This window comes from Ruegeria sp. YKSD179 (assembly GCF_059612885.1).
The window spans coordinates 1-23,565 of the sequence record NZ_JBXWRL010000045.1; the positions used below are offsets into that span (position 1 = coordinate 1).

The 23,565-nt window shown below is 53.8% G+C and carries 20 protein-coding genes; 9 read left to right on the plus strand and 11 right to left on the minus strand.

Going from position 1 to position 23,565, the window contains the following annotated elements; translation table 11 throughout:
• The coding region (locus tag AC2FNE_RS18385; RefSeq protein WP_496806001.1) for a glycine cleavage T C-terminal barrel domain-containing protein at positions 1-355 on the plus strand (355 nt) is incomplete at its 5' end.
• A gap of 35 nt (positions 356-390) precedes the next feature.
• Here AC2FNE_RS18385 and AC2FNE_RS18390 read toward each other — a convergent pair.
• The 9 genes from AC2FNE_RS18390 to xdhA all read right to left on the minus strand — a co-directional run bounded on the left by AC2FNE_RS18390 (position 391) and on the right by xdhA (position 11,903).
• Positions 391-1,050 (minus strand): DUF938 domain-containing protein, encoded by a 660-nt coding sequence (locus AC2FNE_RS18390; RefSeq protein ID WP_170607341.1) that lies wholly within the window; start codon positions 1,048-1,050, stop codon positions 391-393.
• Positions 1,047-2,123 carry an NAD(P)/FAD-dependent oxidoreductase gene (locus AC2FNE_RS18395; protein ID WP_496806002.1) on the minus strand — a complete coding sequence of 359 codons (1,077 nt, stop codon included), beginning with the start codon at positions 2,121-2,123 and terminating at the stop codon, positions 1,047-1,049. The genes AC2FNE_RS18390 and AC2FNE_RS18395 overlap by 4 nt, the downstream gene beginning before the upstream one ends.
• A 398-nt stretch (positions 2,124-2,521) precedes the next feature.
• Positions 2,522-3,595 carry a BMP family ABC transporter substrate-binding protein gene (locus AC2FNE_RS18400; protein WP_170610839.1) on the minus strand — a complete coding sequence of 358 codons (1,074 nt, stop codon included), beginning with the start codon at positions 3,593-3,595 and terminating at the stop codon, positions 2,522-2,524.
• Between the two features lie 32 nt (positions 3,596-3,627).
• Positions 3,628-4,548: an ABC transporter permease gene (locus AC2FNE_RS18405; protein WP_170478277.1), complete on the minus strand. Its 921-nt coding sequence runs from the start codon at positions 4,546-4,548 to the stop codon at positions 3,628-3,630.
• Positions 4,549-4,551: 3 nt separating this feature from the next.
• A complete protein-coding gene (locus AC2FNE_RS18410; RefSeq protein ID WP_170478279.1) occupies positions 4,552-5,634 on the minus strand; it encodes an ABC transporter permease in 1,083 nt (360 codons plus the stop codon).
• Between the two features lie 63 nt (positions 5,635-5,697).
• Positions 5,698-7,215, minus strand: coding sequence for an ABC transporter ATP-binding protein (locus AC2FNE_RS18415; protein WP_496806003.1), 1,518 nt, complete (start codon positions 7,213-7,215; stop codon positions 5,698-5,700).
• Positions 7,212-8,147, minus strand: a complete 936-nt coding sequence (gene xdhC / locus AC2FNE_RS18420) for a xanthine dehydrogenase accessory protein XdhC (protein ID WP_170607334.1) — start codon at positions 8,145-8,147, stop codon at positions 7,212-7,214. Before xdhC ends, AC2FNE_RS18415 begins: the two co-directional genes overlap by 4 nt.
• Positions 8,137-10,545: a xanthine dehydrogenase molybdopterin binding subunit gene (gene xdhB / locus AC2FNE_RS18425; protein WP_170607332.1), complete on the minus strand. Its 2,409-nt coding sequence runs from the start codon at positions 10,543-10,545 to the stop codon at positions 8,137-8,139. The genes xdhC and xdhB overlap by 11 nt, the downstream gene beginning before the upstream one ends.
• Positions 10,542-11,903, minus strand: coding sequence for a xanthine dehydrogenase small subunit (gene xdhA / locus AC2FNE_RS18430; protein WP_170607358.1), 1,362 nt, complete (start codon positions 11,901-11,903; stop codon positions 10,542-10,544). The genes xdhB and xdhA overlap by 4 nt, the downstream gene beginning before the upstream one ends.
• Before the next feature lie 341 nt (positions 11,904-12,244).
• Between xdhA and dnaE the strand changes: the two genes are divergently transcribed.
• The 4 genes from dnaE (at position 12,245) to AC2FNE_RS18450 (ending at position 16,951) form a co-directional block, all read left to right on the plus strand.
• Positions 12,245-15,745, plus strand: coding sequence for a DNA polymerase III subunit alpha (dnaE, locus tag AC2FNE_RS18435; protein WP_496806004.1), 3,501 nt, complete (start codon positions 12,245-12,247; stop codon positions 15,743-15,745).
• A gap of 86 nt (positions 15,746-15,831) precedes the next feature.
• Complete coding sequence (locus AC2FNE_RS18440; RefSeq protein ID WP_170607328.1) at positions 15,832-16,050, plus strand: YMGG-like glycine zipper-containing protein; 219 nt, start codon at positions 15,832-15,834, stop codon at positions 16,048-16,050.
• A gap of 14 nt (positions 16,051-16,064) precedes the next feature.
• Positions 16,065-16,433, plus strand: a complete 369-nt coding sequence (locus AC2FNE_RS18445; protein ID WP_170607326.1) for a hypothetical protein — start codon at positions 16,065-16,067, stop codon at positions 16,431-16,433.
• Between the two features lie 89 nt (positions 16,434-16,522).
• Complete coding sequence (locus AC2FNE_RS18450; protein WP_496806005.1) at positions 16,523-16,951, plus strand: GFA family protein; 429 nt, start codon at positions 16,523-16,525, stop codon at positions 16,949-16,951.
• A 79-nt stretch (positions 16,952-17,030) separates the two neighbouring features.
• Here the strand turns inward: AC2FNE_RS18450 and AC2FNE_RS18455 are convergent, their stop codons facing one another.
• Positions 17,031-17,225 carry a SlyX family protein gene (locus tag AC2FNE_RS18455; protein ID WP_170478299.1) on the minus strand — a complete coding sequence of 65 codons (195 nt, stop codon included), beginning with the start codon at positions 17,223-17,225 and terminating at the stop codon, positions 17,031-17,033.
• A gap of 135 nt (positions 17,226-17,360) precedes the next feature.
• Here AC2FNE_RS18455 and hisS point away from each other — a divergent pair, with 135 nt between their 5' ends.
• The 3 genes from hisS to hisG are packed head-to-tail and all read left to right on the plus strand — an operon-like array spanning position 17,361 to position 20,632.
• Positions 17,361-18,848 carry a histidine--tRNA ligase gene (gene hisS, locus AC2FNE_RS18460; RefSeq protein WP_170607322.1) on the plus strand — a complete coding sequence of 496 codons (1,488 nt, stop codon included), beginning with the start codon at positions 17,361-17,363 and terminating at the stop codon, positions 18,846-18,848.
• A 3-nt stretch (positions 18,849-18,851) separates the two neighbouring features.
• Positions 18,852-19,940, plus strand: coding sequence for an ATP phosphoribosyltransferase regulatory subunit (locus AC2FNE_RS18465; protein WP_170607320.1), 1,089 nt, complete (start codon positions 18,852-18,854; stop codon positions 19,938-19,940).
• Positions 19,937-20,632, plus strand: a complete 696-nt coding sequence (gene hisG, locus AC2FNE_RS18470; RefSeq protein WP_170478306.1) for an ATP phosphoribosyltransferase — start codon at positions 19,937-19,939, stop codon at positions 20,630-20,632. Before AC2FNE_RS18465 ends, hisG begins: the two co-directional genes overlap by 4 nt.
• Here the strand turns inward: hisG and AC2FNE_RS18475 are convergent.
• Positions 20,629-21,060: a DUF1489 family protein gene (locus AC2FNE_RS18475; protein WP_170607318.1), complete on the minus strand. Its 432-nt coding sequence runs from the start codon at positions 21,058-21,060 to the stop codon at positions 20,629-20,631. The two genes, hisG and AC2FNE_RS18475, sit on opposite strands and share 4 nt — an antisense overlap.
• A 129-nt stretch (positions 21,061-21,189) precedes the next feature.
• On the opposite strand from AC2FNE_RS18475, the gene AC2FNE_RS18480 reads away from it, so the two are divergent.
• The gene (locus AC2FNE_RS18480; protein WP_496806006.1) at positions 21,190-23,472 is read left to right on the plus strand and encodes an adenosylcobalamin-dependent ribonucleoside-diphosphate reductase; all 2,283 of its coding nucleotides are present in this window, start codon (positions 21,190-21,192) and stop codon (positions 23,470-23,472) included.
• Positions 23,473-23,565 lie beyond the last annotated feature (93 nt).

A 23,565-nucleotide genomic window follows, 5' to 3' on the forward strand; every position in this document is an offset into this window, starting at 1 on the left:
GGCTGATCTGCCACGCTTTGTTGACCTGTCCAAAGACTTTCACGGTAAGGTCAAATTGGAAGAAACAGGCGTACGCGTAAAATGTTGCACGCTGCTGATCGACGGCCCAGACGATGCAGACCCGTGGGGCCGCGAGGCGCTTTATACTCCAGAAGGCGAGCGCGTTGGCCGCCTTACATCAGGCGGTTATTCGGTGGCCTTCGAAAAATCAATCGGGATGGGCTATGTGTCGCCCGAACTCGCGGTCGAAGGAACAAAGCTAAAGGTCAAAATGCAGGACAAGCTATGGGACGCGATTGTTACCTGCGACAGCCCCTATGACCCAAAGAACGAAGTTATCCGCAAAGATGGCTAAGTGGGCGATAAAATACTGACTGCGTTACCAATCGATCAAAGCTCGCCTTGGCGGGCTTTTTTCGTGACAAACGCCAGATTATTTGCAGGCATTTCTTTGGTTTCAGTCACTTCCAAGCGGCATCTTTGGAATAGGGCCAGCATGTCCATGTCGTTTTTGTAACCTATTTCTGGATCTTGCTGAACAAGTGCTTCGTGAAACTGTATGTCCCCGTTACTTGTTAGGCGGCCCTCACGCATGAAAGGGCCGTAGACAACAAACTGCCCATCAATGTTCAAAGCTTGTGCTGCCTCAAATACGAGCGTTTTCACTTCCCACCAGCTGATTAAATGGAGAAGGTTAACCAAGACAATAAGATCTTGACCGCCAAAAGATTTGTGCCAATCCTTCGCTGTTGCGTCCAGATCAACGGCTAAGTTCACATTCGCCAAACCCTTGGTATAGGCGTCGATGCTAATACGGCGCTCGGGATCCACTTCGCTGGGTTGCCATACTAAATCAGGCAGGCGCTGGGCAAATGCCGCGGCATGTTGCCCGGTACCGCTTGCCAGTTCCAGCGCGTGACCCGAAGCAGGCGCGACGCGTTCAAGCAATTCGCAAAGTACTGCAGAATTACGACTGGCGGCTGGAGCAACAAGGCGTCCGCCGTCGGATTTGGACGCTACACTCGCGTTTGATGGAAGTGTTCGTTTCATGAATTCCGCAACCTGTCTGGTTTCAACGCGGTGATTTCAGTCGAGTTCATCTCTGGGCGGTTTCCGACGGTCAAATCCGCCACCAATTGCGAGGCGGCCGGGGAGGTTTGGAACCCGTATCCACCTTGACCAGCCGACCAAACAAAGCTTGGATCTGATGGGTCTGGCCCCAGAACCAGAGTGCCGTCAGGGGCGAAGCTTCGCAAGCCAGCCCAGTTTGTCTCGACCTTGGTGACTGGCTCGGTAACCATCGCTTCGTAGCGCGCCAAACCTTCTGCCAACACCATGTCATCCGCAAAAGCATCCTGAGGTGGTATTGGATCAGCCTCGGACGGAGAAACAAGCAGCTTACCGGCGTCGGGTTTGGCGTACCAACTTTCTCCGGCTCCGAACAGCATTGGCCATCCAGTAACATCATACCCGCCCGGCGCGGGTAACCGTGCCATCGATCTGCGCAGCGGGTTAATACCGATTGGGGTGATACCAGCCAACACGGCGATTTCATCCACCCAAGCTCCAGCGGCGTTTACAAGCACGCGTGCTTCAAACTGGTCACCTGCCTCGACAATCCAATGACCTGCTTTGCGAACCCCTGTCACTTTGCGGCTGGTTAAAATCGACCCATTATTGGCACGAATAGTTCTGGCAAAGTCCTGAAGCAGGCGGTCGGTATCGATGTCAAAAGCGTTCGTGCTTATGGCGGCAGACGCCACTGCGTTCGGGTCGATGATTGGTACTTTCGCGTTCGCCTCAGAAACTGAGATGGTCTGCATGCCCAGGGCTTGCCTATCCAGCAGAAATTGATCCTCTTGATCCGATCCACCCAACAGCATCAGGCCACGCGGCGTCAGATAACCGCCATTTTCTGACTCAAGAAAACGCGCTCCGGCCATGTTCAAAGCCACCACAGAGGGCGGCCCATAGTTTTGTTCGAACATAGCGGCAGATCGCCCTGAAGCGTGATAGCCAAGTGCATCTTCCGCTTCGAGAACCGCCACAGCCCCATGCTCGGATAATCGCGCACCCGCGCTCAAGCCAGCTATCCCTCCGCCAATAACCAGAAAGTCAATCATGTTCAGGGGTTCCGTTAGAGCTTCTTATTAGCAGACGCTATTTGAGCATTATTTATTTGGGAAATCCATCTACCAGACCTAACGATACGCAGAATTAAAGCGGCCTTGAATTTGCAATTCAACCCACCCAAGCACTACAAAATTGAAGGACGAATATTAAGGGTGAGCTCTGCGGATTCGCTCCCGATTGCCAAACAATCAATCACCCTGCCTGACCCAAAAACGAGCAGAATTTGTATTTGTTTGACTTTCGTGGCGGTACTCACAAGCACCGTTATCACTCTGAGTTAGGGCAGGAGCTTCTGTCTGCATTTGTCGTATCCAAGCGGAGATTGCGATGGCCGCAAAAAAGCCCGCATAGAAAATGCGGGCTTTTTCTTTAGGTTAACGTACCGGGTTTATTGAGGGATTTCACCTTCGAGGCCTTCGACGTAGAAGTTCATCCCGGCAAGAGTGCCATCATCAGCTGTTTCGCCGTCAGCCAGCCAATCGCTCCCGTCCTGCTTTTTCAGCGGGCCAGTGAATGGGTGATAGCTGCCATCTGCAATCGCGTCCTTCATCGCAAGGGCTTCTTCCTTTACGTCGGCCGGAACAGCGTCAGAAATCTCGCCGATCTCGACCATGCCTGGTCCGATACCGTCCCAGGTGTTCGTAGTGGACCAGGACCCATCCATTACAGCCTGAGTGCGCGCGATATAATATGGCGCCCAGTTGTCGATGATCGAGGAAACGCGCGGCATAGGCGCGTATTCACTCATATCCGAAGCCTGTCCAAACGTGATTACGTTGCCCGCCTCTTGCGCTGCTGCCTGCGGCGCGGTCGAGTCAGTATGTTGCAGGATCACGTCCGCGCCTTGTTCAATAAGAACAGTGGCAGCATCCGCCTCTTTCGCCGGGTCGAACCAAGTGTAAGCCCAAACGATTTTGAATTCGACGTCCGGATTAACTTTCTTGGCGTGAATATAGGCAGAGTTGATGCCGCGGATCACTTCGGGGATCGGGTACGAGCCGATGTAACCAATGATGTTCGACTCGGTCATCTTTCCGGCGATGTGACCCTGTACTGCGCGACCCTCATAGAACCGGGCTGAATAGACTGATACGTTGTCTGCAGTTTTGTATCCAGTTGCGTGTTCGAATTTCACGTCCGGGAATTTCTTGGCCACGTTAATGGTCGGGTCCATGTAGCCAAACGAGGTCGTAAATATCAAATCCGCGCCTTCCAGTGCCATCTGCGTCATTACGCGCTCGGCATCCGGCCCTTCCGGAACGGACTCAACGAAAACAGTTTCGACTTTGTCGCCAAAGTGCTGTTCGACCGCTTGGCGGCCCTTATCATGTTCATATGTCCAACCGCCGTCTCCGACAGGTCCGACATAAACAAAACCAACCTTGGTTTTGTCTTGTGCAAAGGCGCTGGTCGCAAGACCCAGCGCAATGGCTGCGCTCGCCAAAAGTGAAGTGAATTTCATATGGTTACTCCCCAAGTTGATTCAGTTGGCCCCTAGTGTGAGGCATGGAAGGTTCGGCCCAGTGAAGCTGGTGCGCTGCTCTTGTCGGCCGAAAGGATTACAAGCACAAGGATTGTGATGATATAGGGCGACATTGCCAGATACTCGACAGGTATGGCAACGCCCGCTGCCTGCAAATTTAGCTGCAATACGGTGATACCGCCGAACAAATAGGCACCCAGCAACGCGCGCCACGGTTTCCAGCTGGCGAATACTACGAGGGCTAGCGCAATCCATCCGACACCCGCAGTCATTCCTTCGGTCCATTGCGGAACCCGGATCAGACTGATGTAAGCGCCACCCAAACCGGCGCAAGCACCGCCGAACATTATAGCCAAAATGCGGATCTTGATAACTTTATAGCCCAGTGCATGCGCCGCATCATGGTTTTCACCAACAGCACGCAAGACCAGTCCGACGCGAGTGTATTTCAGCGTAGCCCACACTGCGGCTGTTAAGGCTATGCCGACATACAGGATGGGATCATGCTGGAACAATATCGGACCGATTACAGGAATATCGCTAATAACTGGAATGTGGATTTCGCTCATGTCGGGCGGCTTAACACCAACATAACTCTGCCCCATAAGCGCGCTGAAGCCCAGCCCGAAAAGGGTTAACGCCAGACCGCTTGCAACCTGGTTAGCCAATGCAATCTGCGTCAGAAGAACAAACAAGAGTGAAAGCAGTGCACCACCGATAGCTGCCGCAATGAAACCCAGCCATGGCGAACCGGATTCGACCGAGATAGCAAAACCACTGATCGCGCCAACGATCATCATGCCCTCCACGCCCAGGTTCAACACGCCAGCCTTTTCAACGACAAGCTCTCCTATCGCGGCAAGCAGCAATGGGGTCGCCGCGACCATCAGCGAGGCAACCAGAAGAACGGGATTTATTTCTCCAAGGTCCATGGTTTACGCCACCTCGCTGCGGGCCGCACGGATGCGGTAGTTGGTCAAAAGATCGAAGGCCAACAAGAAGAAAAGCAGCATCCCCTGAAATACTTGAATTGCTGCGGCGGGGAGGCCGAGTTGAGACTGGGCGATTTCACCACCAATATAGGTTAATGCCATCAAGAACCCGGCCAGCATTATCCCCAGTGGATGCAGGCGGCCCAAAAAGGCGACGATGATCGCGGTAAAGCCATATCCGACGTTAAAGTCTATACTGACCACGCCTGATGGGCCGGAAACTTCGAACATCCCCGCAAGCCCGGCAAGAACTCCTGAAGTTCCCAGGCAGAAAAGGATCAGACGGGCGGGGTTCACACCCGCAAAACGGGCCGCGCGGGGGGCTTCTCCGGTCAGTCGGATATGAAAGCCAAGTAGATGCCTGTTAAGCAAAACATAAGCGAATATCACGGCGACAAAGGCGGCTACTACACCCCAGTGCATACCTGAACCTGTGATCAATTCCGAGTTGTAGGCGCTGGGATAGGATTGAAGGTTGCGGGAACCGGGAAAACCGAACCCCTCAGGGTTCTTCAACAGGCCCAGAGATACAGATGCCAGAATTTGTTCTGCAACATAGACTAGCATAAGTGAGACCAGAATTTCGTTGGTTCCAAAACGCACTTTCAAAATGGCTGGGATCATTGCCCAAACCCAACCGCCCAAGGCCCCTGCAAAGACCATAACCGGAAAGATGTACCACGCTTCCAGTGGGTAAAACGCCAATCCTGCGGCTGCGCCAAAGATTGCGCCCATGATGTATTGGCCTTCGGCGCCGATGTTCCAGATACCAGCACGAAAGCCCAGCGACAAACCAATGGCAATCAGGACCAGTGGTGCGCCCTTTACCAAAAGTTGCGGGCGGTAATAAAACGCAAACTCGCCGAAAAGAGGTTCCCAAAAAATGGTTCCGATAGCCTCAACGGGATTCTTGCCCAGAACCGCGAACAGAACACCGCCAAACACCATCGTAGCCAGAACTGCGACCAGGGGGGTAGCAAAAGACCACGCCCTGGATGGCTGTGGCCGTTTCTCCAAAACAATCAAAGATATACCCCCCAATAGTCCTTCTTATTTTGCAAATGTCCCATCCGCAGGCGGACCGATACTTCATACATGGGCCACCTCCATTCCATGAGCACCACCCATCATCAATCCAATCTCGTCCACTGTCAGACCTGTAGTGGGGCGCGGGGCGCTAAGCCGTCCTTCGTTTAGTGCAGCAAAGCTGTCGGCGATTTCCATCAACTCGTCCAAATCCTGGCTTATGCAAATCACTGCGGTGCCTTTGGCGGCCAGATCAAGAATTGCCTGTCTGATGGCTGCGGCAGCCGCCGCGTCCACTCCCCAGGTCGGCTGGTTCACGACCAGTACGTCAGGATCCTGCAGGACCTCGCGGCCTATAACGAATTTCTGCAGGTTCCCGCCAGAAAGCGACCGGGCGGCGTTCTCAGGTCCGGGAGTACGAACGTCAAAGGCTTGGATTATTTTCTCGGCAAAGCCCTTGGTCTCAGTCCACTTCAGAAACCCATTGTTTTCTAGCTTCTCGCGCACGGATCCGGTCAATAGTGCGTTTTCGATCAGGCTCATATCTGGCGCGGCCGCGTGGCCCAATCTTTCCTCGGGTGCAGTCAAAACCCCAAGTTTGCGCCGCGCTGTTGGCCCCAGTTTGCCAATCGCCTGTCCGTTAAATTTGATCGCGTCAGAGGTTGTCAGGATTTCGCCGGACAAAACGCCCAGCAACTCGTCCTGACCATTGCCGGCAACACCGCCGATCCCCAAAATCTCGCCCTTGCGAACCGTCATATGGACGTTTTGTAGCGCCGTTCCGAAATCTGAAGGCGAAGGAACCGATAGTCCGCTTACATCCAGTGCGACCTCACCGAAATCACGCCCTGCTCGTTGGGGCGTTTGCAACGTCGCGCCAACCATCATTTCGGCCATTTCCCTGGCAGAAGTTTCAGCAGGCACACATTCACCGACATTTTTGCCCAGACGAAGGATCGTGGCATTGTCACAAAGCGCGCGAATTTCCTCGAGTTTGTGCGAGATGTACAGGATCGAGGTGCCTTCCGATCGAAGTTTCTTCAGCGTTTCGAACAAGATTTCGACCTCTTGTGGCGTCAAAACCGAGGTCGGTTCATCCATTATCAGCAACTTGGGATCCTGCAGTAGGCAGCGGATGATCTCGACCCTTTGCCGTTCACCTGCTGAAAGGTCGCCAACCGTTCTGTAAGGATCCAACGGCAAGCCATAGGTCTCGGACACGCCCCGAATACGTGATGCCAGATCACTCATTGCCGGAGGGTTTTCCATGCCCAACGCAATATTTTCTGCCACGTTCAGCGCGTCAAACAACGAGAAATGCTGGAACACCATCGCAATGCCGTCAGCGCGCGCAGCACGAGGTTCTTGTGGCATAAAGGGTTGTCCGCGCAGCATCATTTTGCCGGAGTCCGGCGTAACCAACCCATAGATCATCTTAACCAAAGTTGATTTGCCGGCACCATTTTCACCCAGAAGGGCATGAACCTCGCCCTCATCGATATTAAATGTCACATGATCATTGGCCACGACTCCAGGATAGGCTTTGGTCAAATCCTGCAGGCTAAGTAATGGCATGGTCATGCTCTCAGGTCCTCTTTCAATGCGCTTTGCCGAGCCGGACGCAGCAGATCGGCTGCTACACCAATGGCGATCATCTGAGGGTGCTTACCCAATGACGGATCACCAATTGGGCAGGTGATCCGGCTGATCCGCTCAGGAGGGTGTCCCAGCGCCGCCAACCGCGAACGGAATCGCGCCCATTTCGTAGCTGAGCCGATCAGGCCAGCAAAGCAAAAACCACTGAGTAACAGCTGATTGCACAACTCGAAATCCAAGTTATGTGAATATGTCAGCACCAAATGCTCGGCATCGCGCGGAGCGTGACGCACCAAATTCACTGGTTTCGATGCGGTCACGGCTGTGACTTTCTCGGGCACATTTTCGGGAAAGCGCTCCACGTTTGTGTCTACCCAGGTAATTGCGATTTCGGGAATGGGCGACAAGACATCAACAAGAGCACGCCCCACATGCCCTGCGCCCCAAATCCAGATATTGCGGGTGGGATTGTGCACCGGTTCGATCATCCAGCCATCGACGAGTTGCGGTTCTGGCGTTACGCCTTGACCTCGTGCCGTGGCCATTAACCGCTTCACAGACATAGGCATTCCATCGCTCTTGGTGGACCGGGCGATAATATTGTCTTCAAGTGTCCGAAGCGTGGCTAAGTCGTATACTTCGCTAAGTAGCGTCACAGCGCCACCGCAGCATTGGCCAAGATCAGGTCCGAGCGCGTGTTGCGTTAGGCGGGAAGGAACGGTTTGCAATCTGGCCGACTGCGCCGCCTGAAACTCCAGTGTTCCGCCTCCGATGGTGCCGGATTGTCCGTCGTCCCATACGAGCATCGCTGTGCCGACGTCACGTGGCGAGGATCCTTTGATTGCAGCGATAACAACACGGACCACTTTTCCGTGTGCTTGTACTGCCTGTTCAAGAGCTTGCAGATCAAATCCCATCTGGGTTGCCCCTTGTACATTTGATGCCGCGCCAGATTTCTTCGGCCGTAGCAGGGGCATTTAATGCAGGATATTTATCCCCACAGGCTCCAACTGCATTCGACAGCGCAAGCCACGCGGATATTCCCAACATAAAGGGTGGTTCGCCTACTGCTTTTGAGCGATAAATCGTTTCCTCGCGGTTTTTGCTGTTCCAAAGTGCCACATTGAATATGTCAGGCCGATCAGAACAGGCGGGGATCTTATACGTTGACGGTGCGTGAGTGCGCAAGTTGCCCCTGTCATCCCAGACCAGTTCCTCGGTCGTCAACCACCCTGCGCCCTGAACATAACCGCCTTCAACTTGCCCGATATCAATCGCCGGGTTCAGCGATGCGCCAGCATCATGCAAGATGTCGGTGCGCAATATGCGGTTTTCTCCGGTCAATGTGTCAATTGCCACTTCGGTGACGGCTGCTCCGTAAGCAAAGTAGTAAAACGGTCGGCCCTGGCCCTTGATCCGATCCCATTCAATCTTGGGCGTTTTATAGTACCCCGTTGCCGAAAGACTAACGCGCCCCTGATAAACCATCGCCGCAGCTTCGGCGAAACTGTAACGGTTCTTACCAATCTCTACGTGACCATCTGCAAATATGACACTTGTCGGATCGGCCTGATGGCGCTCGGCTAAATAAATCGCCATACGATCGCGGATTGTATCGCACGCCGCCTTAACCGCCATTCCATTCAGGTCGCTGCCCGAGGATGCAGCGGTCGCCGATGTGTTCGGCACTTTCGCCGTGTCGGTAGCCGTAATCTTCACCATTTCCAGTGGGATTCCAAAGCGTGAGGCCGCAACCTGCGCCACTTTTTGAAACAAGCCCTGACCCATTTCGGTACCGCCGTGGTTCAGGTGAACCGAGCCGTCCTGATATACATGTACCAGCGCACCCGCCTGGTTAAGGTGAGTCAGAGTAAAAGAAATCCCAAATTTGACTGGTGAAAAGGCGATACCCTTTTTGATCATGTTGTTTTCGGCATTCCATTTCGCTATGGCGGCTTTGCGGGCGAAATAGCCGCTGGACTTCAACAGAGCATCAGTCATCTCGTGCAAAACAAAGTCACTGACTTCCATGCCATAAGGCGTGGTGTTCCCGCCCGAGGGTAAAGGTCTCGTAGGGTTTGCACCGGTTTCAACTGCACCTCGACTCGTAAGATCCTCGTGCGGGTCCGGATGGTTCAGAGGTTCTTCGTCAGGTTCGCGATCTTCGGTCCTGTGCGAAGGCTCGTAGTAGTTCCGACGGCGCAGTTCCACCGGGTCGATCCCTAACTCATGTGCGGCATGGTCCATTACTCTTTCAATCCCAACCATACCTTGCGGACCACCGAACCCGCGAAAGGCAGTCGCGGACTGTGTGTTGGTTTTCAACCGATGGCTTTCGATCCGTGCGTGGGGCAACAGATAAGCATTGTCTGAATGAAGCATTGCACGGTCCGCGACAGGCAGGGACAGATCTTGTGCCCAACCGCACATCGCGTAATGCAGGAATAAGACGCCCAGAATGTGTCCATCCTTATCAAATCCAGCACGATAAGAAATGCGAAAAGCGTGGCGTTTGCCGGTGATGATCATGTCATCATCGCGGTCATATCGCATCTTGCAGGCCTTGCCGGTCGCCTTGGCCGCCACGGCGCATGCTACGGCCAAGGCGTTTCCCTGACTTTCCTTTCCTCCGAACCCTCCGCCCATGCGGCGGGTTTCTACGCGGACGGCATTCATCGGGACGCCCAGAGCATCTGCGACCTTATGCTGGATTTCTGTGGGGTGCTGGGTTGAGGAATGCACCAGCATGTCGCCTTCGTTGGGTAAGGCCAACGCGGCCTGACCTTCCAGATAGAAATGCTCCTGACCGCCAATTTCGAAAGTGTCTTCTACCAAACAGTGTGCATTTGCGATTGCTGTTTCCGCATCACCCTTAGCATAAATGCGCGGACCTTCTTCAAACCGGCTGTCGGCCGCCAAGGCCTCTTCTACAGTAAGGATCGGCGTTTCCTCAGTGTAGTGAACATTGCCCAAACGCGCGGCCTTGCGCGCCGCCTGATGGCTAGATGCGATTACAAGAAAAATCGGCTGTCCGATGTAGTTGATCACACCGTCCGACAGCAGCGGCTCATCATGGATTGATGGTGAGACATCGTTGGCAAATGGCAAGTCGCCGGCAGCCAACACCATGACCACCCCATCGGCTGCCTTCACGTCAGTTAGATCCATAGATGTGATCCTGCCCTTTGGAATCGAGCTAAGACCAAAGGCCAAATGCAACGTCCCCTTAGGTGTTGGAATATCGTCCACATACCGGGCGGTACCAGTAACATGCAGAGGTGCGGCGTCATGAGGCATAGGGCTTGCGACACTCATGCTGAAACCTCCAACACGTTGGTCAATTCGCCATGATCTTCTCGAAAATACCTTTCCAGCATCGCTTTGGCCGAGCCCAGTCGGTAAGACGCCGAGGCCCGCATGTCGGTCATTGGCGTGAAATCTTTGTCGAAAGCAAGCTTTGCTTTCTCGATCGTTTTCTGTGACCATGGTTGGTCAACCAATTCTGCTTCGACCGTTCCCGCTCGTTTCGGAATGCCCGCCATACCACCGAATGCTATACGTGCTTGCGTGACCGTTCCATTTTCAACAACGACGTTGAAACACCCGCAAACAGCAGAAATATCCTGATCAAACCGCTTGCTGAGTTTGTAGCATTTCAATCGGTCCGCCTGACGTGGAAAGCTGACAGCTTCAACAAATTCACCAAGTGCGCGATCCTGTTTGCCGTAGTCGATAAAGAAATCCTCCAGCACAACAGAGCGGCGTGTATTGCCTTTCCGCAAGTGTAGTGTTGCGCCAAGCGCAATTAGTGCGGGCGGATTGTCCCCGATGGGTGAGCCGTTGGCGATATTGCCGCCGATCGTTGCTGCGTGTCGAACCTGAACGCTGGCGTAGCGGCGGATCATCTCGGCATAGGACGGGTGGAGCTCGGCCAACGCTTCGCCCATTCGGTTCATGTCGACCATCGCGCCGAAGCGTACCTCATCATCTGTGACGAGAATCTCTTTCAGGTCATCGCAACGGTTCAGAAATATCACTGGGTCCAATTCACGTAGCTGTTTAGTTACCCAAAGACCAACGTCTGTTGCACCTGCAATCAGTGTGGCACCAGGGTGCCTTTCGTAAATTGTGGCTAATTCATCCGATGACTCAGGTAAATTTGGTGACGCCGCCTCTGTTGCAATCGGTGCATCCCTTACCCAGACAGGAACCGGTTGATCTTCGACGGACTCTGCCGCACGAACGATAGGGGCGTATCCGGTACACCTGCATAAGTTGCCGGCAAGCTGCGTGTCGTGATCAGTTGCGCCATTGGCATGGCTTGCCACCATCGACATCACGAAGCCAGGCGTACAGAAACCGCATTGCGAACCGTGAAAGTCAACCATCGCCTGCTGTGCCGGATGCATCTCGCCATTTGGTCCGGTCGCGCCTTCGACCGTACGTACCGCTTTGCCATGCAGTTGCGGCAAGAACAGGATACAGGAATTCAACGCCCTGGCGCCGTCCTCGTCAGTAACCATAACGGTACATGCGCCGCAGTCGCCTTCGTTGCAGCCTTCTTTTGTTCCGGTAAGGCCGCAATCGTCACGCAGCCAGTCCAACAAGGTCGCGGTCGGATCAACGTCCTTCAACGCCACTGTCTCCCCGTTTAGAAGAAACGTGATATTCATACGTGAAACCTGTCGCCTTACCCAGTTGCGCCCATTGGTGCCCTCCTTCGATGCGACGTAGAAAGAGCGGCGGGCGTATAGTATGCTGTCAGATGTTAGAAACAGCACCTATTAGCTTGCAAGAAAAACTGCCTAATATGTGTACCATTGTGCGCAGCAAAAAATTTGATCGGCGAGCGAAACTCATTTAAATGTCTAAAAATAAACAATTTTTCTAGGATCACTGATTGATTATCGAAACACCTTCTGAAAAAGCCGAAGAATTGTCGACGCATTATTAGGCATTCAAATGCCTCTGTTCTCGCTTTTGCCCAAGGCTCGGCTGCGATAGCTTGGCAGTCATGAGCAGCAATCCCCGATTCATTCATCTTCGAGTACATACCGAATATTCCCTGCTTGAAGGTGCCGTTCGCCTGAAAAAACTGCCGGCCCTTTGCGAGCAGATGGACATGCCAGCCGTCGCAGTGACGGACACCAACAGCATGTTTTCAGCACTGGAATTTTCGGTCACCGCCAGCGGTGAAGGCGTGCAGCCCATCATGGGATGCCAGGTTGACTTGGAATACGTTAAGGCTCAGCCGGGAGAAAAGCCAAAGGGACCAGCGCCGTTAATTTTGTTGGCGCAATCAGAGGCCGGGTATGAAAACCTGATGAAGCTCAGCTCATGTCTTTATGTCGACAAGGGCGGGCAACTACCGCAGGTGACCATAGATGAACTTGCCGCGCATTCGGCAGGTTTGATTTGTTTGTCAGGTGGACCCGACGGCCCGGTTGGGAAGCTGTTGCAACAAGGTCAACGTGCTGTAGCAGAGGTTTTGATCGACCGGCTGGCGACAATGTTTCCCGACCGTCTGTATATCGAACTTCAGCGCCATCCGGGAGAAGGTGGACAACCCGAAGCAGAACGCCTGACCGAGCGCGGCCATGTCGAGATGGCGTATGCCAAAAACCTGCCGCTTGTCGCCACTAACGACGTTTATTTTCCGACTTCGGATATGTACGAGGCGCATGACGCGCTAATCTGCATCGCCGAAGGCGCTTATGTCGATCAGCAGGATGGCCGTCGTCGCCTTACTGCACAACATTATTTCAAGTCCCAGCAAGAGATGGTGACTCTGTTCGCAGATTTGCCAGAAGCCATTGAAAACACGGTTGAGATTGCAAAACGGTGCGCTTTCATGGCATATCGCCGCGACCCGATCCTGCCGAAATTCGCAGATGACGAAGTGTCAGAGCTGCACCGGATTGCCAATGAGGGCTTGCAAAAACGGCTGGCCGTGATTCCGCATGCCGTGACTCCCGAAGAATACCAAGAGCGGCTGGATTTCGAACTGGGCATCATCGAAGGCATGGGATTCCCGGGTTATTTTCTGATTGTTGCGGACTTCATCCAATGGGCCAAGGATCAGGACATTCCGGTAGGGCCGGGACGGGGCTCAGGCGCGGGTTCTTTAGTTGCTTATGCGCTGACCATTACGGACTTGGATCCGCTACGATATTCTCTGCTGTTCGAACGGTTTCTGAACCCTGAACGGGTTTCGATGCCCGACTTCGATATCGATTTTTGTATGGACCGGCGCGAAGAGGTGATCCGGTACGTGCAAGAGAAATATGGACGCGACAAAGTCGGACAGATCATCACATTTGGTGCGTTGCTATCCAAGGCCGCGGTGCGTGACATCGGCCGAGTCCTGCAGATGCCATATGGCCAGGTGGACCGATTATCAAAAATGATCCCGGTTGAAGGCGTTAAGCCAGTTTCCATCGAAAAGGCATTGAAAGATGAGCCGCGCCTTCGCGAAGAGGCGCGAAGTGAGGAGGTCGTAGAGCGACTGCTCAACTATGGCCAGCAGGTCGAGGGGCTGTTGCGGAATGCTTCGACGCACGCCGCAGGTGTTGTGATCGGAGACCGTCCATTGGACGCTCTGGTCCCGCTTTATCAAGATCCAAGGTCGGATATGCCAGCAACTCAATTCAACATGAAATGGGTTGAACAAGCCGGGCTGGTAAAGTTCGACTTTCTCGGGCTGAAGACCCTGACAGTGATCCAGAATGCGATGGAGCTGATATTCAAATCCGGGCGGGACCTTCATATAGCTGCAGACGGTACTCGACTGTATGAACCAGCCGAAGGCGCAGAGAACCAGATCAACGCTATTCCACTGGATGACGAGGCCACTTACAAGCTGTACTCAGCGGCCAGGACGGTTGCGGTTTTCCAGGTGGAATCTACCGGAATGATGGATGCGCTAAAGCGCATGAAACCCACTTGCATCGAGGATATTGTTGCCCTTGTGGCGCTCTACCGACCCGGCCCGATGGAGAACATTCCGACTTATTGTGAGGTTAAGAACGGGCTCCGTCCGATCGAATCCGTGCATCCTTTGATCGATAACATACTCGAGGAAACGCAAGGCATCATTGTTTATCAGGAGCAGGTGATGCAGATCGCGCAGGTTATGGCCGGGTACTCGTTAGGAGGGGCAGACCTGTTGCGAAGGGCAATGGGCAAGAAGATAAAAGAGGCGATGGACGCCGAGCGCCCGAAATTCGAAAAGGGCGCGGGCGAAAATGGCGTGGACGCCAAAAAGGCCAGCGAAGTCTTCGATTTGCTCGAGAAATTCGCGAACTACGGTTTCAACAAATCCCACGCTGCCGCCTACGCTGTGGTCAGCTATCAAACCGGCTGGTTAAAGGCGAACCACCCAGTCGAGTTCATGGCGGGCGTTATGAACTGCGATATCCACCTGACGGACAAACTGGCGGTTTATTTCGAAGAAGTTCGCAAGGGGCTGGACCTGCCTTACGTGCCTCCATGCGTAAACCGCTCGCAATCTACTTTTGACGTCGCGAATGGTCACTTGGTTTATGCGCTGGGCGCACTCAAAAACGTGGGTGTAGAGGCGATGAACCTAGTCACTGATGGAAGAGGAGATAAACCATTTGTAAACCTTTTCGATTTCGCTCGACGCGTCGACCTTAAGAAAGTTGGCAAGCGCCCACTGGAGATGCTGGCCCGAGCGGGTGCATTTGACGAGCTGGACAAAAACCGCCGTCGGGTGTTCGAAAGCATTGATCAGCTGGCACAATATTCTGCGGCGATACATGACCAGAAACACTCAAACCAAGTTTCGTTGTTTGGCGAAGCTGGAGATGATTTGCCTGAACCGCGTCTGTCTCTCAGTCCGGACTGGTTGCCGGGTGAACGTCTGAGTGAGGAATTTAAAGCCATCGGGTTCTACCTCTCTGGTCATCCGTTGGATGACTATATGCCGGCTTTGAAGCGAAAGCAGGTGCTGACCCTGGATGAGGTAACCGAAAGGGCGCGGTCTGGACCCTTGATCGCCAAGATGGCAGGGGTGGTAGCTGGGCGGCAGGAAAGGAAATCCGCGCGTGGCAACAGGTTTGCTTTTGCGCAACTCTCTGACCCTTCCGGAGCCTACGAGGTTACCTTGTTTTCGGAAACGCTGGAGAAATCGCGCGAATTCTTGGAGACGGGCGCTCAGGTGGTGCTGACCGCCGAGGCAACAATGGAAGCTGACCAACTGAAACTTCTGGGTCGTTCCGTTGGGCCAGCAGACTCAGTCGTGGCAGATGCAGGATCGACCGGGTTGAGGATATTTGTTGACGAGGCGCAAGTTTTATCAACGGTTGCAAGGGTGCTCGAAGATGCCACCAGTGCCGCCAAAGGCGCGTCCAAAGGGCCGATTCAATTGTGCCTGATGGATCCAAGCCTGCCCGGGGACGTCGAAATGGAGTTGGGGCAGGATTTCCCAATCAATCCGCAGATTAAGGGCGCGATCAAATCCCTTGATGGCGTGATAACCGTTGAAGAGATCTGAGGCTTTGCTTTGTTGCCAGAAGGTTACCGCCCCGCTAGGCTTGGAGCGTCAAGATTTCTTGGGTTATGTCACGGGAGGACGTTTAAATGACGATTACAGCTCTCAAAATCGGCAAGTTTGCATTTGCTGCGACTGTGTTGCTGGGTTTGGCCACGGCTACGGCCGGACTGGCGGACGATAAAAAGAAAGAAAACACTGTCAAAGGCGCGTTGATCGGTGCTGGGGTCGGAGCTTTGGTAGGCGATGGCAAGGGGGCCGCCGCGGGTGCGGTGGTTGGCGCATTAATCGGTGCCAATGCCAAGTAGACGGAGGAATAGCGATGAATATGAAGTCCATTCAGTTAATTGCCACCGCTGCCCTGTTTGCCGGCTCAAACTTTGCCCTGGCTGATGAGGAAGCCGAACAAATGATGAAAGAGGCTCTGCCGGTCATGTACCACACCTGTGCCTCTGTCATTGAGGAGGCCGACGGGAACGATGAGTACGTTCTGGAAGTGGTAGGTAAGATGACAGCGCTGTCGTTGTACAATCGTCAAGTCAACATCGAGGATCACGCCAGTTCGGATGAAGAAAACGCCAAATTGCGCGAGGCATTTTTGGCTGCTTTGACAGAAGGATGTGCAGAGGACAAGGACGCTCTGCTTGGCGGGGTTGTTGACAACGCGGTAAAGACAACGCTGGGTTTGTGAAAAAACTATGCAGGCCGGATGCATCCACAAAACAGCGTGTTTATCGTGATGCCAATGCTTAAACAGAACATTATTTTGGAAATTTCGTTATGCAGAAAATTGCAGGTCGTTGTTTCTGTGGTTCACTGACCTGGCAGTCTGTTAACGAAATGCTTTGGAGTGCAATCTGCCATTGTGAAGATTGCCGCCGCGCCGCCTCTTCCGATTATGTAAGTTGGTTCGGTGTTCTGCGCTCGGGGCTGACGTGGTCAGGACCAAGGTCATTTTTCAAGTCTTCGCCTAAGGTGAGGCGTAGTTTCTGCAGCGAATGTGGTGCGCCTGCGTCCTTTGAAACCGAAGTGTTTCCGGAGGAGGTTCATTTATATGCTGCAACACTTGAGGACACCAATCTGTACAAGCCGACTGCCCATATTTTCTGGTCAGAGCGCCTGCCCTGGGTACAGGTTTCCGATGATCTGCCCAAGCACGAAAAGGGGCTTCAGGACGCTGCGCAATCTGGAATAGAACTATTGAGGTAAAAACTTTAAATTTTTGGTATTGCCGTCAGTAATGAAAGGCCGAGGTTTTCTTTTTGGTTCTTTGGCTGCGGCCACCAACTCAATAATGTGGGGGACGTTCGTCTCCTAATACGACGCCTCCCGATCCCTCTTGCGCGCGTTCAGCCTCTCGCTGCATCAACATCTCGACCCGGCGGGTCAGGCGGTCGATCTCGTCCTGCTGGCGAGTAACAATCGTGTTCAGTTCTTCGACAGTGCGGGATAGATGGGCGATCTGTTCTTCCAGATGTTGCATTGCGGCTCCTGTTAGTGGCGCGGGTCATAGTTGCCCTACAAGCCCTTAACAACAGAAAGCAAGCACCATGCTTGCCCCGGCACAGGCCATGGGATAGACCGCGCGCGGAACACTACACGCCCGAGGACGCCCCACATGGCCAAGCCCAAGAAACAGCCCCGCCCAAAGGCGATCACGCCGAAAGGGTTCCGAGACTATTTCGGCGAGGAAGTAACGCAACGCACCGAGATGCTGCGGAATATTGCGGGTGTCTATCATCATTATGGTTTCGATGCGCTTGAAAGCAGCGCAGTCGAAACGGTTGAAGCGCTGGGCAAGTTCCTTCCGGATGTTGATCGTCCAAATGAGGGCGTGTTTGCTTGGCAGGAAGTGGATGAAAACGACAAGGGCGACTGGATGGCCCTTCGCTACGATCTGACCGCTCCCTTGGCGCGAGTGTATGCGCAGCACCGCAACGACCTGCCAACGCCTTATCGTCGTTACGCTATGGGGCCAGTCTGGCGAAATGAAAAACCGGGACCGGGACGGTATCGTCAGTTTTATCAATGTGATGCTGATACTGTCGGCACGGCATCAATGGCAGCAGATGCCGAGATCTGTGCGATGCTGTCGGACACTCTTGAGACAGTGGGCATTCCCCGTGGTGATTACCTTGTGCGAGTGAACAACCGAAAGGTTCTTAATGGCGTGCTTGAGGCGATGGGTCTTGGAGAAGATGTTTCTGCACGGAACGATGTCCTACGCACCATCGACAAGTTCGACAAGGTGGGCGAAAAAGGTGTTCGCGAGTTGTTGACAACGGGACGCCTGGACACCTCAGGCGCATTCATTGATGGCGTAGGCCTAAGCGAAGATCAAGCCGAGCCGGTCATCGGGTTTCTTACATCAAAGGCAGTTGATACAGCCCAAACTTTGACAAACCTTCGCGAGGCCGTCGGGGATAGCAAAATTGGTACAGATGGTATTCTTGAACTTGAGCAAATAGGCGCGCTACTGGAAGCAGGTGGATATAGCTCTGACCGGGTTGAAATTGACCCGTCTGTAGTCAGAGGTTTGGGTTACTACACCGGCCCGGTTTACGAAGCCGAGCTGACCTTCGAGATTTTTGACGAAAAAGGCCGCAAGCGGCAATTTGGCTCTGTCGCTGGTGGTGGTCGCTACGATGACTTGGTAAAGCGCTTTACCGGGCAAGAGGTTCCTGCAACTGGCATCTCCATCGGGGTGGATCGTCTGTTGGCGGCTTTACGCGAAAAAGGTCGTATCCATACTCAAGCCAAGGGCCCGGTAATAGTGACCGTCATGGATCGTGACCGAATGGCCGATTACCAGACAATGGTGGCTGAACTGCGCAACGCCGACATTCGAGCAGAAGTTTATCTGGGCAACCCAAAGAACTTTGGCAATCAACTGAAATATGCAGACAAGCGTAACTCACCTATCGCGGTGATCGAGGGTGGCGATGAAAAAGCGAAAGGTGTCGTGCAGATCAAAGATTTGATGCTTGGCGCCAAGATTGCAGAAAGCGCGACAGTGCAAGAATGGAAGGAACGCCCCAGCCAGTTCGAAGTGCCACGCGGCGATCTAATCGCCAAGGTGCGTGAAATTCTGGACAGTCAGGACTGATCTATGCCCAGCCGTTCCCAGATACTGACCCGCGCTGCGATGATGCGTGTCCGTTTTGAGGCCGCAGGCGCCCAGATCGTTGACCCGCCCTTGCTGCAACCGGCAGAAACCTTGCTTGATCTTTACGGCGAAGACATCCGTGCACGGGCCTATGTGACCTCGGACGCGTTGCGGGGCGAACAAATGCTACGCCCTGATTTCACCTTGCCTGTCGTGCAAATGCACATGGCCAATGGAGCCGAGCCAGCGCGCTACACTTACTCAGGCGAGGTTTTTCGACGTCAGGAGCACGACCCCGAACGATCCAATGAATATGTTCAGGTTGGGTACGAGGTATTTGACCGAGACAATCCAGCGGGCGCCGACGCAGAAGTTTTCTCACTTTTTGCGCTGCAACTTAGCGGTTTGCCGTTGCGGGCCGCAACTGGTGACATCGGTATCCTTACGGCTGCGGTTCAAGGTATGAAAACGACTGAACGGCGCAAGGCGGCGCTTATGCGGCATCTGTGGCGCCCTCGTCGGTTTCGGCTATTGATCGAACGGTTTGCTGGTCGAAAACCCGGACCCGAGGGTCGCGACGCTCTGTTGGACGCCAAAGGCCCGTTGGATATTGGCGTGCCAATGATTGGAAAACGACGCGCTTCGGAAATTGAAGCGAGGATTGACGCGCTTCGCGAAGACCGCGAAACGCCTCCGATCACCGACACAGAGTTGGCGGGGCTGGAGACACTTTTGAATGTACGTGAAACCATGCCCTTTGCACTGGAGCAGCTGCGGGATGTTGCCGTGGACTTACCCCAGATTGCCCCAGCTCTTGATCGGCTGGAGGATCGGGTAGCTGCCTTGCAGACGCGGGGTGTCGATGTCGAGCGGTTGGATTTTGAGGCCGCGTATGGCCGGACATCTATGGAGTATTATGACGGGTTCGTCTTTGGCTTCTATGCCGAGGGTCGCCCCGATCTGCCGCCTATTGCGACGGGTGGGCGTTATGATGCGCTGACGCGGCAGTTAGGAAACGGAGCTGAAATCCCGGCAGTTGGTGGCGTTCTGCGTCCAGATTTGATGCTGGAGATCGAGGAGGCTACGCAATGAGCCTGAAACTTGGCGTTCCCTCCAAAGGCAGGTTGATGGAAAAAACGTTTTCGTGGTTTGAAAAGCGCGGCATTACTTTGTCGCGAAGCGGCTCGGATCGGGAATATGCTGGTCGTGTTGAAGGGATCGAAGGTGTCTCGCTGATCCTGTTGTCCGCAGGTGAGATTCCCCGCGAATTGGCGGCGGGGCGAATTCATCTCGGTGTAACTGGGATCGACTTGGTGCAGGAAAAACTGCCGCGCTGGGAACAACAGGTTGAAGAAATTTCCCGACTTGGCTTTGGCAGGGCTGATTTGGTCATCGCCGCCCCTGCTTGTTGGGTCGACGTGGACACTTTGGATGATCTGGATGCTGTGGCTGCTGCGTTTCGCAAGACACATGGGCACCGATTGAGGATCGCTACTAAGTACCATCGGTTGGTTCGTGAATTTCTGACCGATGCGGGTGTAGCTGATTACGCTTTAGTCGACAGTCAAGGCGCGACTGAGGGCACCGTGGTGAATGAAACTGCCGAAGCGATAGCTGATATCACCTCGACTGGAGAGACTTTGCGGGCCAACCACTTGAAAATACTGTCGGATGGCCTTGTCCTTAAATCGCAAGCGACGTTGTGGCGCAGTCGCGAAGCGACGTACACACCGCAACAAAAGGCGTTTCTGTCGGAATTTTTGGATCGGCTGAAATCAGGTTAGAGAACACCGATCTCGGCAAGTGCGCGGTTCAAGTCATCCGGCAAGGTATCGTCTGTTGATCTGGACTTGGGAAGGTCGGCAGGCGTGTCTTCAGGTTTGAGGTAACGCCAGCCCTGAAACGGTCGCTTCAATGCGTTTTGAGTGCGGTGTATATTGGGGTCAAGAATGATCGCGCAACGGCGGATACCATCGTCGCCCCTGACCTCGTCCAAACGAAGTATGCGTTGACGGCACTGGACAGTGCCTTTGATCACCCAATAGATTGATCCGCCATTAAGAATCTCGGCTTCGCGCTTGGGCCACATGCGGGTTACGTGGCGCGGTAAACCGTCTGGGTAAAGAGGCTTACGGCTGTCCTGCCAAGCCATCAGCGTGTCAACACTCTCTGATCCGACAGATAGTTTTATGAGATTTACGTACTTATCCACAGCTTTCCCACAGAGTCGTCCCTAAGCCCATCTTCATATTGTAGCTTGATGAACGCTGTCATCAAGGTGTTGTGGTAAGGGTGCGATTTAGGGTATCCTGTATTTCTCTTTCAAGACAAGGAATCACCAATGAGCCGCTTTGCCGCCCCCATCGCCGAGCAGATCTGGGACATGAAATACCGTTTCAAGAAGGCGGATGGAACGCCCATTGATCTAACAGTCGAAGACAGTTGGCGGCGCATCGCTCGGGATTTGGCGCGAGTGGAAAAAGACCCGGAACATTGGGAAGAAAAATTCTATGAGGCGCTGGAAGATTTCAAATACCTGCCGGCCGGGCGCATCACTGCAGGTGCGGGTACCGCGCGTCAGGTGACTCTGTTCAACTGTTTCGTGATGGGCACAATTCCGGACAGCATGGGCGGAATTTTCGATATGTTGAAAGAGGCTGCTTTAACCATGCAACAGGGTGGCGGGATTGGATACGATTTTTCGACCATCCGCCCTCGGGGAGCAGATGTAAAAGGGGTCGCAGCGGATGCTTCGGGACCGCTGAGCTTTATGGACGTTTGGGACGCAATGTGCCGAACGATTATGTCCGCCGGATCGCGCCGTGGCGCGATGATGGCTACTATGCGTTGTGATCATCCGGACATCGAACATTTTATAACGGCCAAATCCGATCCGGCCCGTCTGCGCATGTTCAACATGTCGGTTCTGGTGACCGATCCGTTCATGGAGGCAGTCAAAGCAGACGGTCCTTGGGAACTGGTTTTTGATGGCAAAGTTTACCACACTGTTCAGGCGCGCGACTTATGGAACAAGATCATGCAGGCGACATATGACTATGCCGAGCCTGGAGTGATCTTCATCGACAGGATCAATCAAGCCAACAATCTGAATTATGTAGAGACCATTGCGGCAACCAATCCATGTGGCGAGCAGCCGTTGCCACCGTATGGTGCTTGCTTGCTTGGTTCGATCAATCTGGCACGGCTGGTAGCAGAACCATTCGAGGCCGCAGCGCATCTGGACGAAACCGCTCTGCAGCAATTGGTGGCCACAGCCGTACGCATGATGGATAATGTGGTGGATGCGTCCAAGTTCCCTTTGGTGGAACAAGAGGCGGAAGCGCAGGACAAACGCCGTATCGGTTTAGGCGTGACCGGTCTGGCTGATGCTTTGTTGATGTTGGGTCTGCGATATGGATCGGACGAAGCGGCGCATCAGACCGAGACATGGCTGCACGCAATCGCCCGCGCGGCGTATTTGGCGTCGGTGGAATTAGCCAAGGAAAAAGGGGCTTTCCCCTTATTCGATGCCGAGAAGTATCTGGTCAGTGGCACGATGCAGCAGATGGACGACGACGTGCGCGAAGCGATCCGTGAACACGGCATTCGTAACGCTCTGCTGACTTCGATTGCTCCGACTGGGACGATCTCGCTTTATGCAGGGAATGTTTCGTCGGGAATTGAGCCTGTCTTTGCGTATGCCTACACCCGCAAGGTATTGCAAAAGGATGGGTCGCGCACTGAAGAAGAAGTGGTGGACTACGCGGTGCAGATGTGGCGCGACAAGTTCGGAGATGTTGAGTTGCCGGACTATTTCGTCAATGCGCAAACACTGCCCCCAGCCGACCACGTCAAGATGCAAGCCGCTGCGCAAAAGTGGATCGACAGCTCGATTTCTAAGACGATCAACTGTCCCGAAGATATCAGTTTTGATGCCTTCAAAGATGTCTATATGCAGGCTTGGGACCAAGGTTGCAAAGGCTGCACGACATATCGTCCAAATGACGTGACCGGGTCTGTGCTGACCGTTTCAGAGAGCGAGGATAAAGTTCCCGGAGAAAGCGCCAATGCACCGCATGACGTAGATGGTGGCGAAGTTATCTACATGTCAGAGCCGCTGGACCGCCCTCAGTCGCTGGAGGGATCGACATACAAGTTAAAGTGGCCGGATAGTGAGCACGCGATCTATCTAACTATCAATGACATCGTGATTGGTGGCCGTCGACGCCCCTTCGAGGTGTTCATAAATTCAAAGAACATGGAACACTACGCGTGGACGCTGGCATTGACCCGAATGATTTCGGCTGTGTTTCGTCGGGGCGGAGACGTTTCGTTCGTGGTGGAAGAGTTGAAGGCAGTTTTCGACCCGCGTGGCGGTGCATGGGTACAAGGGAAATACATCCCCTCGATCTTGGCTGCGATTGGTGGCGTCATTGAACAACACATGATCAATATCGGCTTTCTGGAAGGCGAAGGAATGGGGTTAAAGGCCGATCCACAAGCCCAAGTCGTGAACATCGACGCCCCGCGCGGCAAAGCCTGCCCGTCCTGCGGTCAATATGACATGGTGATGATCGAAGGTTGTATGACGTGTCGCAGTTGCGGCCATTCCAAATGTGGTTGACACCCAAGATTTAGCAACCCGTATCAAGGCACCTATGTGCCTTGATTGACTCGAATGCAACACGTTCGTGAATGCTGTATTTTGTTCTCTTTT

Coding starts and splice junctions, on each gene's coding strand:
- xdhB (WP_170607332.1), bottom strand. CDS start 10,545: ATGAGTGTCGCAAGCCCTATGCCTCATGACGCCGCACCTCTGCATGTT.
- hisS (WP_170607322.1), top strand. CDS start 17,361: ATGGCCAAGCCCAAGAAACAGCCCCGCCCAAAGGCGATCACGCCGAAA.
- AC2FNE_RS18480 (WP_496806006.1), top strand. CDS start 21,190: ATGAGCCGCTTTGCCGCCCCCATCGCCGAGCAGATCTGGGACATGAAA.
- hisG (WP_170478306.1), top strand. CDS start 19,937: ATGAGCCTGAAACTTGGCGTTCCCTCCAAAGGCAGGTTGATGGAAAAA.
- AC2FNE_RS18395 (WP_496806002.1), bottom strand. CDS start 2,123: ATGATTGACTTTCTGGTTATTGGCGGAGGGATAGCTGGCTTGAGCGCG.
- AC2FNE_RS18400 (WP_170610839.1), bottom strand. CDS start 3,595: ATGAAATTCACTTCACTTTTGGCGAGCGCAGCCATTGCGCTGGGTCTT.
- AC2FNE_RS18445 (WP_170607326.1), top strand. CDS start 16,065: ATGAATATGAAGTCCATTCAGTTAATTGCCACCGCTGCCCTGTTTGCC.
- AC2FNE_RS18455 (WP_170478299.1), bottom strand. CDS start 17,225: ATGCAACATCTGGAAGAACAGATCGCCCATCTATCCCGCACTGTCGAA.
- xdhC (WP_170607334.1), bottom strand. CDS start 8,147: ATGGGATTTGATCTGCAAGCTCTTGAACAGGCAGTACAAGCACACGGA.
- AC2FNE_RS18405 (WP_170478277.1), bottom strand. CDS start 4,548: ATGGACCTTGGAGAAATAAATCCCGTTCTTCTGGTTGCCTCGCTGATG.
- dnaE (WP_496806004.1), top strand. CDS start 12,245: ATGAGCAGCAATCCCCGATTCATTCATCTTCGAGTACATACCGAATAT.
- AC2FNE_RS18390 (WP_170607341.1), bottom strand. CDS start 1,050: ATGAAACGAACACTTCCATCAAACGCGAGTGTAGCGTCCAAATCCGAC.
- AC2FNE_RS18440 (WP_170607328.1), top strand. CDS start 15,832: ATGACGATTACAGCTCTCAAAATCGGCAAGTTTGCATTTGCTGCGACT.
- AC2FNE_RS18415 (WP_496806003.1), bottom strand. CDS start 7,215: ATGACCATGCCATTACTTAGCCTGCAGGATTTGACCAAAGCCTATCCT.
- AC2FNE_RS18450 (WP_496806005.1), top strand. CDS start 16,523: ATGCAGAAAATTGCAGGTCGTTGTTTCTGTGGTTCACTGACCTGGCAG.
- xdhA (WP_170607358.1), bottom strand. CDS start 11,903: ATGAATATCACGTTTCTTCTAAACGGGGAGACAGTGGCGTTGAAGGAC.
- AC2FNE_RS18465 (WP_170607320.1), top strand. CDS start 18,852: ATGCCCAGCCGTTCCCAGATACTGACCCGCGCTGCGATGATGCGTGTC.